The organism is Ensifer oleiphilus (assembly GCF_013371465.1).
GTDB lineage: Bacteria > Pseudomonadota > Alphaproteobacteria > Rhizobiales > Rhizobiaceae > Ensifer > Ensifer oleiphilus.
In genome coordinates, this window is the sequence record NZ_JABWDU010000010.1 from 24,011 (window position 1) to 37,181 (window position 13,171).

10 protein-coding genes are annotated in these 13,171 nt (G+C 62.8%); 3 read left to right on the forward strand and 7 right to left on the reverse strand.

Annotated elements, in window-relative coordinates:
• Position 1 precedes the first annotated feature (1 nt).
• Genes HT585_RS27290 through HT585_RS27315 form a run of 6 tightly spaced genes read right to left on the reverse strand, consistent with a single transcriptional unit; the run spans position 2 to position 7,028 of the window.
• Positions 2 to 1,003: an ABC transporter ATP-binding protein gene (locus HT585_RS27290; protein ID WP_176355940.1), complete on the reverse strand. Its 1,002-nt coding sequence runs from the start codon at positions 1,001 to 1,003 to the stop codon at positions 2 to 4.
• Entirely contained in the window at positions 1,000 to 1,872 is an 873-nt protein-coding gene (locus HT585_RS27295) for an ABC transporter ATP-binding protein (RefSeq protein WP_176355941.1), read from the reverse strand. The genes HT585_RS27290 and HT585_RS27295 overlap by 4 nt, the downstream gene beginning before the upstream one ends.
• On the reverse strand, positions 1,869 to 2,774 hold the full coding sequence (locus HT585_RS27300) for an ABC transporter permease (protein WP_246707969.1): 906 nt from the start codon (positions 2,772 to 2,774) through the stop codon (positions 1,869 to 1,871). Before HT585_RS27300 ends, HT585_RS27295 begins: the two co-directional genes overlap by 4 nt.
• Positions 2,771 to 3,718 carry an ABC transporter permease gene (locus HT585_RS27305; RefSeq protein ID WP_176355942.1) on the reverse strand — a complete coding sequence of 316 codons (948 nt, stop codon included), beginning with the start codon at positions 3,716 to 3,718 and terminating at the stop codon, positions 2,771 to 2,773. Before HT585_RS27305 ends, HT585_RS27300 begins: the two co-directional genes overlap by 4 nt.
• A gap of 32 nt (positions 3,719 to 3,750) precedes the next feature.
• Entirely contained in the window at positions 3,751 to 5,766 is a 2,016-nt protein-coding gene (locus tag HT585_RS27310; protein ID WP_176355943.1) for a CocE/NonD family hydrolase, read from the reverse strand.
• Positions 5,766 to 7,028, reverse strand: coding sequence for an MFS transporter (locus HT585_RS27315; protein ID WP_176355944.1), 1,263 nt, complete (start codon positions 7,026 to 7,028; stop codon positions 5,766 to 5,768). The genes HT585_RS27310 and HT585_RS27315 overlap by 1 nt, the downstream gene beginning before the upstream one ends.
• A gap of 584 nt (positions 7,029 to 7,612) precedes the next feature.
• On the opposite strand from HT585_RS27315, the gene HT585_RS27320 reads away from it, so the two are divergent.
• Positions 7,613 to 9,700: an oxidoreductase gene (locus HT585_RS27320; RefSeq protein WP_176355945.1), complete on the forward strand. Its 2,088-nt coding sequence runs from the start codon at positions 7,613 to 7,615 to the stop codon at positions 9,698 to 9,700.
• Between the two features lie 90 nt (positions 9,701 to 9,790).
• On the opposite strand, the gene HT585_RS27325 is transcribed toward HT585_RS27320, so the two are convergent.
• A complete protein-coding gene (locus tag HT585_RS27325) occupies positions 9,791 to 10,429 on the reverse strand; it encodes a TetR/AcrR family transcriptional regulator (RefSeq protein WP_176355946.1) in 639 nt (212 codons plus the stop codon).
• Between the two features lie 245 nt (positions 10,430 to 10,674).
• Between HT585_RS27325 and HT585_RS27330 the strand changes: the two genes are divergently transcribed.
• Both HT585_RS27330 and HT585_RS27335 read left to right on the forward strand, forming a co-directional pair.
• Positions 10,675 to 12,777: an oxidoreductase gene (locus tag HT585_RS27330; RefSeq protein ID WP_176355947.1), complete on the forward strand. Its 2,103-nt coding sequence runs from the start codon at positions 10,675 to 10,677 to the stop codon at positions 12,775 to 12,777.
• 160 nt (positions 12,778 to 12,937) lie between these two features.
• The gene (locus HT585_RS27335; protein ID WP_176355948.1) at positions 12,938 to 13,114 is read left to right on the forward strand and encodes a hypothetical protein; all 177 of its coding nucleotides are present in this window, start codon (positions 12,938 to 12,940) and stop codon (positions 13,112 to 13,114) included.
• The last annotated feature ends 57 nt before the right edge of the window (positions 13,115 to 13,171 follow it).

A 13,171-nucleotide genomic window follows, 5' to 3' on the forward strand; every position in this document is an offset into this window, starting at 1 on the left:
GTTAGGCAATAGCGAGCGCCGGCTCGCCCACTGCCTCCCCGATCGGAAAATGACACCGCACGCGCTGGCTGTTCGCCCCGGCGGTCTCCTGCGGAGCCTGGCTTCGGCACAGGTCCTGCGCAAAACGGCATCGCTCGTGGAATTCGCAGCCGGAAGGCCGCGCAAAGATGCTCGGCACTTCGCCGATCACAGGCGGCTCGCTTCGCCGATGTCTCGGATCCGGAACCGGTTCGCTGTCGAGCAGAGCCTTCGTGTAGGGGTGCTGCGGATTGCGGAAGATCTCCGCCGTCGGCCCGCTTTCGACGACACGGCCGAGATACATGATGACCAGCTCGTCGGAAATGTGCCGCGCCACCGCAAGATTGTGGGTAATGATCAGGAAGGCGGTATCGTGTTTTTCCCGGATGTCCAGGAAGAGGTTCATCACCCCACCCTGCACGGAAACGTCGAGGCCGGCCGTCGGTTCGTCCGCAACGATCAGGCGCGGGACGACGGCGAGCGCCCGTGCAACCGCCGCGCGGCGCGCCTGGCCGCCGGAAAGGGCATGGGGAAAGCGGGCAAGCAGCGAGGACGGCAATCCGGCAAGCTGCGCCAGGGAGGCAATGGCTTCGGACGTCGTTGCGCCGTTGCCTGCAATGCGACGGGGTTCGGCAAGGATGTCGCCGATACGTTGCCGCGGATTGAAAGAGGACGCCGGGTCCTGGAAGAGCAGTGCGGTCTCTTCGCGGACCGGCCTGAAGCTGGTCTTCGAGAAGTCCCGAAGCGGCGTTCCGTCAAAGATAATTTCTCCCGTTGTCGGCGGCGTGAGGCCGACAAGCGCCATGCCGAGCGTGGTCTTGCCGGAGCCGCTTTCTCCCACGACACAGACGATCTTGCCGGGCCGGAGCGACAAGGATACGTCGACGACAATGTCGAGCTTGCGGCCGGCGGAAAAGACACCACCGCCCGTTCCGACGGTGATGCCGAGGCCGTGCGCCTCGAGGATGGGTGTCCGTTTCGTCATGCCGTCTTCCTCCCGTCTGCGTGACGGCGCAGGGCCTCGTGGTCGATAACCGGCATCCGATCAACGCCGGGAGCGATCAGCGCCGGCTCGCAAGCAAAGAGCGCCCTGGTGTAGGGGTGTGTCGGGTTTGCAAAAATGTCCTCGACCGGGCCTTGTTCGACCACGCGGCCGGCATACATGACGACCACACGGTCGCAGATTTCGGCGATGACGCCGAGATGATGGGAAATCATCAGCACGGCGACACCCGCCTCGGCGCGCAGTTCCCGGATCAGATGGAGGATCTGCGCCTCCATGGTGACGTCGAGGGCGGTCGTCGGTTCGTCGGCGATCAAGAGTGATGGCCGCATCATCAGCGCCGCGGCGATTGCAACGCGTTGGAGCATGCCGCCGGAGAGTTCGAACGGATAGTTCGACAACCGCTCGGCAGCGTTGGAAAGTCCAACCTGCTTGAAGACCGCGACGATCCGCTGCCGCTTCTCTTCCTTGGACAAACTCGTTTCGCGCCACAGCAAATCGGTAAGTTGATCGCCCAGCCGGTGCAGCGGGCTGAAGGTCGTCATCGGGTTCTGGAAGACCATGGCGGCCCCCGGTCCGCGAACGGACCGGAATGCCGGCCCGTCGGCCCCGAGAAAATTCCTGCCGGCAAGCGACAGGGCCTTGCCGCTGACGGCGGCCGATGAAGGCAGAAGGCCGAGGATGGAATGGGCAAGCGTCGACTTGCCCGAACCGCTCTCGCCGATGATACCGACAATTTCGCCCGGCTGGATGGTGAGATTGACATTCGAGACCGTGGGCCTGCCGCCATAGGAGATCGACAGTTCGTCGATCTCAAGCACCGGGCGCGTCTGCTGTTGCTCCGTGCTCATGCCGACTTCTCCGTTGCGAGCTTGGGATCGAGCGCGTCGCGCAGCGCCTCGCCGAAAAAGGTGAACCCGATCGTGGCAAGCACAATGGGTATGCTGCCGACAAGGACCGGCACCGGCGTGTTGCGGATCACCGAGAAGCCATCGGACAGGATATTGCCCCAGCTCGGCACCTGCGGCTTGACACCGAGGCCGAGGAACGAAAGCCCGGCCTCAAGCGTGATCACCGTGGAGAGGTCGAGGCAGGCGAGGATGAGCAGAGGCCCGACGACGTTGGGCAGGAGATGGACGAAGAGGATGCGTAGGTTCGAAGCGTTCATCACCTGCTCGGCCCGGATGAAATCCCGTGCCTTGAGGCTGAGCGTCTGCGCCCGCACAAGCCGTGCATAGGACGGGACGGAATAGGCGACGATCACCAGGATCACCGTGGAGACGCCGGGCCCGAGCAGCACGACAATCGCCAGGCCGAACATGATCATCGGCAACGAACTGAGGCTGTCGAAGACGAGGACCAGCAGGCCATCGAGCCAGCGCGGGCCGTAGCCGGCAATCAGGCCGAGTGGAATGGCGGCGGCAAGAGCGGCGGTGAGCGAGACCAGCGCGACCGTCATCGCCGTGCGTGTGCCGAGAATGACGCGGGTGAACAGATCGCGGCCCAGCTGGTCGGTGCCCAGCCAATGGGCAGCCGACGGGCCGGCGAGGCGATCGGTCACGCTGATTGCGGTTGGTGAATAGGGGGCGATCCAGGGCGCGAGCGCCGCGACTAGCACGATCAGGGTGACAAGCACCACGCCGATGGCGCCGAGCGGCGTGGAAAGGATCTGGCGCAGCGTGCGCGCGATCCGGAAGGATCGTGGCTGGTTGAAGCCGGTGGCGACATGCATGTTGGAGACTGCCTCGCTCATTGAAGGGCCCTCTTCACGCGCGGATCCAGCAGAGCCGCGAGGATATCGGCGCAGATCATGCAGGCGATATAGAGGGCGGCGGTCACCATGACGGTGCCCATGACCACAGGGAAATTTCGGGTGATGACGGCGTCATAGGTCATCTTTCCGAGACCCGGTCGCGAAAAGACGATCTCTGCGAAGACCGAGCCTGTCAGAAGGCCGCCAAAGCCGATGGCGATGACCGAGAGGACGGAAAGCATGGACTGTCGAAGCGCGTAGCGCAGTACCACCCGGCGCTGCCCCACGCCGAAGGATTGCAGCGTGCGAACATAGGGCTCGTTCATCGCTTCGATCATGGCGGCACGCACGATGCGCGAGACGTAGCCGACCCAGCCGAGGCCGATCGCGAAGGACGGCAGGATCAGGGCCTTGATATAGCCGAGCGGATCGGTCATCTCGCCGGCGCCAATCGCCGGCAGCCAGTTCAGCGTCACGGCGAAGAGCAGCAGCGTATAGAGAGAGACGACGAAGGACGGCACGGCGACGAAGCCGATGGAGAGCAGGCCGATCAGCCAATCCGGCCAGCGTCCGCGATAAAGGACCGCCAGACAGCCAAGGGCAACGCCGAGCGCGACCGCCCAGGCAAAGCTTGCAAGCGCGAGTGTGATCGTGTGCGGCATCACCTCCGCGATCATCGTCAGCACCGGCCGCCGGCTCCACACGTCCTCGCCGAGATCCCCGACGGAGAGCCTGCTGACAAACAGGCCGAGCTGTTCGTAGAACGGACGGTCGAGCCCCATCATCTCGTGGAAGGCGAGACGCATTTCCGGGGTCGAGCGAGCGCCGAGTGCCACGACCGCCGGATCGCCCGGGATCATGTGCATCAGACTGAAGAGCATGAGCGCGACGACGAAGAGGATGGCGATGCCGAGCCCTACCCGTCGCAGAATGAAGAATGTCATGGTTCCCCCCATATTGTTTTGGTTGAACGGAGCTAGAGGTGGTCCCGGTCGAAATCTCGTTCGCCCGCGCGCTCGAAGACGACCTCTCCCCGCTCCAGGGCCAGAAGCTGCCACTGCAGGCGAAACTGGGTTATGGTCGACGTCAATGTGACTTTCGAGCGGGTCTCGACATCAGCGTCACCGCTGACGAAGGCCATCTGCCAGCCCGTCTTCAACGCGGCCGAGAGCGGCTCGCCGTCAGTCAGTTCCATGCGGTCGATCACACTGGCGGCGGTCACGATCGACCGGTCGGGCAGCCAGTACCTGCCAAAATCGCTTGTGAGCACGACCGCCTCCCGACCGGAACCAACGTCGCGATGGAACTCGCGGCGGTGTTCCATCGGCGCGATCTCAATGACATCAAGGGGTGGTGCGATCTCGACCGGGGCGAAGACGGGCGGCTCTTCTCCCGCGACTGGCATTCGCAGCGGCAGTCGGAGCCGGCACGATCCAGGCACCAGCCGGATCGTCGCACGCTCCGGTGACGGCCAGAGGATCGGCCAGAGCTGTGTCGCCAGCACCAGGCGCAGACGATGGCCGGCGGGGAAACGGCGGCCGATATGGCCAAGCGCAATGCGGGCAGAGAAGTCCTCGCCCGACCGCAAGGGTTCCGGATGCTCATGGCTGTTGCGATGAGTGAGGTTAAGGCAGCCCCACGTGACCAGCGTTGACGTTCCATCGGGGGCGACATCACAGATCTTCGCGACCAATTGCGCATTGGCGACATCGCAGGTGCCGCGGATTTCGACTTCCGCCGCTCCGAGCATGTCGAATTCGGCAGTGAGCGGCTCGGTATCGAAGACGAGGCCAAGGCCGTCATCGCGCCGCTGGTCGAGCGCCATGTCGGGGGCCGATCCGCCGTAGCCGCCAAAGCGGCCGAAATCCCGCATCGTCACGCTGGGCGTCGAGAGGATAGGCACCTCGCCTGGTACGGGCTCGTCGGTGAGCCCCGCCGCGTTCAGATGGAAGGTGCGGATCTCTACGTTCGGCGACGGCCAGGCGGGTTCGCCGACCCATCGACCGGGGTGATCGGCATAAAAGGGTGCCGGTTGGTGCGGGTCGATGATCCAAGCCGTGTAAGCCGGCTCGTCCATGATCCCGGTTTCGATGCCGCAAAGCCATTGCCGCCACCAGCGGATCGCCTCTTGCATATAGCCGATCGACGGTCCCGGCTCGCCGAGAAAGGGGTAGGCATGCGACCACGGGCCAACGAGCCCCTTGCGCGGCCCAGGCAGGTTCTCCATAAGCCGCGGCACCGCATTGAAGTAGGTATCGTCCCATCCGCTGATTGCGTAGACGGGGATGTCTACCTTCGAGAAATCCTCGCAGATCGAGCCGCGCTGCCAGTAGGCATCTCGCCGCTGGTGCTCCAGCCAGATGTCGGACCAGCAGCTGGACGCCCCCAGCCGCTCCATCCACATTTCGCGCCAGCGATCGCCGACCACCTGCGGATCCGGCGGCAAGGCGCCGAGCCCCAGGATGAAGGACGACCACATGGCGTCCTCGGTGAGAAGACAGCCGCCGTTGTAGTGCACATCGTCGGCATAACGGTCGTCGGAACAGCAGAGTGCGATCACCGCCTTCAGTGCCGGCGGCCGGCGCGCCGCAACCTGCAAGGCGTTGAAGCCGCCCCAGGAAATACCTGTCATGCCGACTGCACCAGTGGACCAGGGCTGAGCGGCGAGCCAGGCGATGATGTCCTCGGCATCGTCGAATTCCTGCTCGGTATATTCGTCGGTCAGAATGCCTTCGCTGTCGCCAGAACCGCGAATGTCGACCCGGCAACAGGCAAAGCCGTGGCCGGCGACATAGGGGTGCATCTTGACGTCGCGGAACACCGTGCCGTCGCGGCGGCGATAGGGAATGAGTTCGAGGATCGCCGGCACCGGCGACACCTCGGCATCCTCAGGCAACCAGATCGTCGCCGCCAGGCGGCAACCGTCCCGCATCGGGATGAAAACGGGATCAAGGCAGCGAACGGCGCGTGGAAAGGAGCTGACAACGGACATCACGGCTTCTCGTTCTTTTCGGGGGTCTGGTTGTCGGCGGCAGGCAGCCATTGGTAGACCTCTGGCGAGGTCTGTGGGTAGGTGACGAAATCCTTGCGCCTCTTCACGCTGGCTCGCCGCAGGCGGCGCCAAAGAGCAAACACTGCGAAGGCGATGGAGAGTGCGCCGGCGTACCAGAAGAAGGCGTTTGCACCGTAGCGCTCAATCCCGGTCGCGCCGATCAACGGCCCGACCGTGCCGCCGAAGGCCCAGATCAGCAGCAGGTTCGACGAGAGCGGGACGAAATCGGCGGGCTCGGCACGATCGTTGGCGTGCGCCACACCGAGCGGATAGAAAATCTCGGAAATACCGCCGAAGGCCGAGAACAGGACCAGAAGCATCCAGAAGGGTGTCGCAACGCTAATCGTGAAGAACAGCCCGCATACGACGACGAGAACCACGGCAAGCGTCAGCATCATGTTGGTGCGGTCGAGTTTGTCCGACAGCGCGCCCAGGGGAAACTGCAGGAAGAGAGCGCCGAGTACGACGGCCGACATCAGGAGCGCGATGCGGTCCTGGGTGAACCCGAGATCGAGTACGTAGAGAGAGCCGATATTGGCGAAGGTCGAGGAGACGAGCCCCGTCAGAAGACAAGCGAAAGCCCCGAGCGGCGAGGTGCGGAACGCACGCAGGATGTGAATGCCAACCGGCGCGTGCAATTGCGGCTCCCCCACCCAGATGGCGGTGACGGGCACCAGCGCCAGCACATAGAAGGCAGCCGAAAACATCAGCATGTCGTTGCCAGCGGGATCGATATCGCGTGCAAGCAACTGGCCGAGCCCGTAGAAGAGGCCGATGACGAGCACGTAGAGCGTCAGGGCCCGCCCGCGCCCGCTGTTCGGCACCATGGCGTTCAGCCAGCTCTCGATGATCACAGTCTGGCCGGCATTGACGAAGCCCATCACGGCCATCACGGCCATGAGTGCTGCGATACCGGGATTAAACGCGATCGAAAGAAGAAGGACCGCTGCAAGCGCTGAAAAAGCCGCGTAGGCGCGCACTTCCCCAACGGATCGGATAAGGCGCGTGGAGCCGACGCAGCCGACCAGAAACCCGGCACTTTCGGCCATGACAGCAAGGCCGACAATGCTCGCGCCCTCGCCGGCCGAAACCAGCCGCAACGGCAAAAGAGTATGAAACAGGCCCGAGCCGGCCGCATGGAGCGCACCGCCGGCAAGCGGCGACGCGATCGACCAAACAGGCAAGCTTTGCACCTGACTCATCACACGGCTCCTTCCCTGCGGGAGCGGGTAAGGCTCCAACAGCGACCACTAAAGGTAAATTTCGAATGCGCAGACCTGCAGCCACAGGTGGAATTCACCTTGGCGTGCCAGAACCCATTTTCGTCCGGCGCATCGTGGCCCGGACAGTGTTTTCTCGTGCCTCAAATTACGCACAAACTGAAAACTGGTGCAAGAGAAATTATACGACCTTATAATTATCGGCAGAAGCATATGATATTATTTTACTTTATCGATATAGCGCGACATTGCGGCAATCGATCCTGCAATGCGCCTACACCTATGATCGCCCAAGCGATAGCCGACCGATCGTCTGGATAAGTTACTGTTTTTACGTCGTTTCATGTCGTGGTTCTGACCCTGATCCAGGTCAATTTGCAGGGATTTGCTGCAACGCAAAGGGGATCATGACGAAACGAAATGACATCAAAACAATTTGCCATGGCGGAAATTATACGTTTGTATAGCAATGATCTTGCGTGGGGAAAGCGCCGGGCTATGCTGGCCCCTCCAAACGGTAGCGCCCCGCGCCGTCCCAAACAACAATTCTATCCATGGTAGTGATGATGCCCAGAGACCCACGCTTCGATATTCTGTTCGAACCCGTCAAGATCGGCCCGGTCAAGGCGCGCAACCGCTTCTATCAGGTGCCGCACTGTTCCGGCATGGGGTACCGCTATCCGAATGCCGAGGCCCATCTGCGTGGTATGAAAGCCGAGGGCGGCTGGGCAGTCGTTTCGACCCAGGAGGCGGAGATCCACCCGACCTCGGACTTAACGCCGGCCAATGAAGCGCGGCTTTGGGACGAAGGGGACCTGCCGGCCCTTTCGGCAGTTACCGAACGTATCCATGACCATGGCAGCCTCGCGGCGATCCAGCTGGTTCACAACGGCCTGCATGTCGCCAACCGGTTCAGCCGGATGATCCCTCTTGCTCCATCGCATGCCGTCAGCGACAGCCTCGACCCGGTCCAGGCGCGCGCCATGGACAAGGCCGACATCGCCGATATGCGCCGCTGGTACCGCAATGCCGCATTGCGGGCCAGGAAAGCCGGATTCGATATCGTCTATCTCTACGCGGGCCATGACATGAGCGTGCTGCAGCACTTCCTTTCCCGCCGCCACAACGACCGCAGCGACGAGTATGGCGGCTCCTTCGAAAACCGGCTCCGGCTGTTCCGCGAAATCATCGAGGATACGCGGGAGGCGGTCGGCGATACCTGCGCGCTTGCCGTGCGCCTCGCCGTCGACGAACTGATGGGGCCGTCCGGGATTACCAGTGAGGGAGAAGGCAAGGACATCATCTCGGCGCTCGCCGAGCTTCCGGACCTCTGGGACGTCAACCTCTCCGACTGGTCCAACGACAGCCAGACAGCCCGCTTCTCGGAGGAAGGCTACCAGGAGCCATACATCCGCTTCGTCAAATCCGTCACGACTAAGCCTGTGGTCGGCGTCGGGCGCTACACCTCGCCGGACAGCATGGTGCGGGTTGTTCGCCAGGGCATTCTTGACTTCATAGGTGCGGCACGTCCGTCGATCGCCGATCCCTACCTGCCGAAGAAGATCGAGGAAGGTCGCATCGACGACATCCGCGAGTGCATCGGCTGCAACATCTGTGCTTCCGGCGACAATACCAATGTGCCCATGCGTTGTACGCAAAACCCCACGATCGGGGAGGAATGGCGCAAGGGCTGGCACCCTGAGATCATCGCATCGATGCCCGCGCCCGAACCTGCCCTGATCATCGGCGGAGGACCCGCAGGCCTGGAGGCGGCGCGTGCGCTTTCGCAGCGTGGGGTCGATGTCGTGCTCGCGGAAGGAAGCGGGGAATGGGGCGGACGGGTGGCGCGTGAATGCCGGTTGCCGGGACTTGCCACCTGGGGCCGGGTTCGCGATTGGCGCATTGGCCAGTTGAGCACCAAGGTCAATGCTGAGCTCTATCTGCACAGTCCGTTGAGCGCTGAGGACGTTCTGCAATACGGCATACCTCACGTCGCGCTTGCCACCGGTGCAAACTGGCGGTGCGATGGCGTGGGACGCACCCACCGGCGGCCGCTCGAATTTCTCGCAGAGGGCGCACTCGTTTCGCCTGATGCCCTCCTTGCCGAAGGGGCGCATGCGGTTTCTGAACGTGGCCCCGTCGTGGTCTTCGACGACGATAGCTTCTATATGGGCAGCGTGCTTGCCGAACTGCTGGCCAAGGCCGGCCGGACGGTAAACTTCGTCACGCCCGAGCCGCAGGTTTCACCCTGGAGCAAGAACACGTTGGAACAGGGTCGCGTGCAGAAGCGTCTCATAGACCTTGGCGTCGAGATCATCCCCGCCATGAGCCTTGCCGGCCGGACGCAGGATCGGCTTGACCTTGCCTGTATCTACAGCGGAAAAATCCGGTCGATCGACTGCGCCACACTCGTCCCGGTCACGGCGCGGCTGCCCGATGAAACCCTTTGGCGGGACTTGAAAGCCCGGGAGGCGGATTGGGCCGATGCCGGCATCAAGACCGTCGTCCGGCTCGGCGACTGCCTGGCGCCCGGCCTGATCGCCGCCGCGGTCTATTCGGGTCACCAATATGCCCGCACCTATCAGGAGCAAGTCGACGCGGATCGCGCCCCCTTCCTTCGGGAGGACATCGCAACGCTCCGCCCCTCTTTATGAGAGAGCATTCGTCATTGGGGTTGGACGGGCTGAATTGCCCGCGTCGCCCCGGGCGCAATGGTACTCACCGGTCACCGCCAGACGCCTCGGTTATGCGTAAGCGCCGCGGCGCAAACCTTCGACCCAGTTGCGGCAGAGCTGCATGCCTTCCTCAGGCTTGAAGGAGGCAGGGTTGAGGCACCATGCGAGCCAGAGGCCATCGAGAAGGGCGGTAAAGGCGATGGCGCACAGGCGGATGTCGGCGATCCCGAACCCCTCGGCGGCGGCGAGATCGCCGAGCAATCCCTCGATGGCGGCGACATAGTTGGAATACTCGCCCTGCTGCGAGGCACTCATCCGCGGCGAATGGAGAACGAGCCCCCAGAACACCACCCAGACGCCGAGCACGCCTCGATCAAACAGCATGGGCGAGAAGGAGACGTTGATGAAGGCATCCAGGCGCTTTTGCGGCGTCGGTTCGGCATCCGCAACGGCTTTCAGCAGCGATTGCAGCAGCCCTTCGGACATGATGTCGAAAGCGTAGGCGACGAGTTCGTTGATCTCGCCGAAGTGGTGGGTGATCAAGCCCTGCGTCACACCCGCTTCCGCCGCGATCTGCCGGACGGAAACGCCGGCATTGCCATGTTTGACGATGCAGCGAAGGGCCGCTTCGCCAAGCTGCCGACGTCGGTCCTCGGGCGTTTCCCGGTGAAAACGCGCCCTGCCCTTTGCTACGACTTTTCTTGCCAATGAACCCTGCCTCTTGTCTGCCGAACTATGCGTGATGCTCTCGCCCTTGACCCGGAGCGGATCTCAACCAGCTGGGCAACCACTGTGTAGTATCAGAACAAATATGCAATATCATATTGCGATAAAACGATAATTATACTTATTATACGATCTTATAATTTCCCTTGCGAAGTGGCGTGCTCAGTGCCTATCCTGTCGTCAATGACCTGCCAATAGACGGCGGGCGGGGAACAAGGACTGAAAGCATGATGCGAGATGCTCGCTACGATGTGCTGTTCGAACCTGTGCGGATCGGCCCGGTCACGGCGCCAAACCGGTTCTACCAGGTGCCGCATGCCAGCGGCATGACCAACGCCCTGCCACGGGTGCGCGCTGCCTTCCGTGAGGCGAAGGCCGAGGGCGGATGGGGCGTGATCTGTACGGGCGCCTGTTCCATCGACCCGAGTTCCGACGATACGCCGCTTCCTTTCGCCACGCTCTGGGACCGCAACGACATCCGCGCACACGCGCTGATGACAGAGGCCGTCCATCGCCATGGCTCGCTTGCGGGCGTGGAGCTCTGGCACGGCGGGGCGGCGGTGATGAACCGGGCGAGCCGCCTGCCGCCACTGTCTCCCTCGGGTATCCCCTGGATGGCGACGCATGTCGGTTTCATGGGCAATCTGCGTCCGCGCGTCATGGACAAATCGGATATCCGTGATGTTCTGCGATGGCAGGCGGAAGGTGCGCGCAAGGCGCGCAGCGCCGGCTTCGACATCGTCTATGTCTATGCCGGGATGGGCTATCTCGGTTACGAGTTTCTGCTGCCCGAATACAATCACCGCTCCGACGAATACGGTGGACCGATCGAAAACCGCATCCGCTTCGTGCGCGAACTGCTGGAGACGACGCGGGATGCGGTCGGCGCCGATTGCGGTGTGGCGCTGCGCGTCAGCCTGGAGGAATTACGTGGCCGACCAGGCACGCATGAGGAATCCGAGGCGCATGAATTGATCTCGTTGCTCTCCGACGATGCCGATCTCTTCGATGTGAAGATGGATTCAAGCCCGACAGACTGTTCCGCCTCGCGTTTCACCGGCGAAGGCAGCCATGAGCCGGTGATCGATTTCGTGAAGCGGATGACCGACAAGCCCGTCGTCGGCGTCGGCCGTTTCACGTCGCCGGACACGATGGTCTCCCAGATCCGTCGGGGCGTTCTCGACCTGATCGGCGGCGCACGTCCCTCGATCGCCGATCCCTTCCTGCCGAACAAGATCAGGGAGGGCCGCATCGAGGAAATCCGCGAGTGTATCGGTTGCAACATCTGCATTTCGAGCTGGCATGACGGCGTCCCCGTTCGCTGTACGCAGAACCCGACAGCGGGGGAGGAATGGCGTCGTGGGTGGCATCCGGAGCGGATTGCACCTGCTCGCAAGTCCGAGAAAGTCCTGGTCGTTGGCGGTGGGCCATCGGGTCTCGAATGCGCGCTCACCGCTGCGCGCCAGGGCCACGAAGTCACACTTGTCGATGCCGGGACAAGCTGGGGCGGCCGACTGAGTTTTGAAATGACGCTACCGGGGCTTGCGGCCTGGAACCGGGTCGTGGACTACCGCCTTGGTCGTCTCGCCGATCTTCCAAACGTGTCCATGTATCTTGAGAGCCCGCTTGGCGTCGACGACATCCTCGAGCTTGCCCCCGACCACCTCGTGCTCGCCACGGGCGCCGCGTGGACGCGCATGCTCTATTCGACGCTCGAAATCCCGGTCGGCCAGTTGGAGCATCCTGCTGTCTATACGCCTGATGACATCGCTGCGGGACGCTTGCCAACGGGACCAGTCCTCGTCTTCGATTTCGACAACTACTATTACGGCGGCGTCCTGGCGGAGCATCTGGCGGCCAAGGGCCTTGACGTTTCATACGTAACCCCCGCCGGCCAGGCATCGGCCTGGACGATCATGACAAACGAGCTGCCGCTGGTGCACCGTGCCCTGCTGCGGCGCCGGATCCCCGTTACGACCCTGCGGATGGTCACTGGTTTCGACGGCGAAACGGCCACGCTTGCTCATGTGTTTACCGGCGAGGAAACGAGAATGCATTGCCACTCGATCCTGATCGTCGGCCTGCGCCGGCCGCGCAGTGTGCTCCGCGAGGCCCTGGATCTTCGCCGGGCAGAAGTAGACGCGGCCGGCATTGCCACCATCACAACAGTCGGCGATGCTCTCGCACCTGGTGCCATCGCCCATGCGGTGCACAGCGGCCACAAGGCAGCCCGGGAGCTTGGTCAACGGGACGCGTTCAGGCAGTACCTTCGCGACACACCGATTACAGACTGTGAGCCTGGCTTTGAGCGGGCGAACGCGGCGGAATGACGATAGATCGGCGGGAATCCGGCCGCATCATCGAGAAGAATATGCAAGTGGCGTGTTCGGGTTTTGACCTCAAGGAGGTATCCGCGTTTTCTCTGATGGCACGGAACCATGCTTCGGCGGCACCGTTAGTGTTTCGTCTTGCAACGGAGGAACGGCGAGCATGGAAAAAGAGGCTGAAGTGAACAAATCGAAAGAAAACAATCGCCGGGATAGCTCTAAACCCGGCACGATCGTCGCCGGCCCTGAGGCTCACGCGCGGGAGGGGGCCGGAAAGATGCCGTCGGGCCGAAGTGTCAAACCTGAGACGCCGGCGAAGAAGCCGGCAAGTGGTTCCTAACCTACGAGATTGTGTGGATGGGCCCATCGCCTGAAACGGCTGATCCGAAGCCTCCCC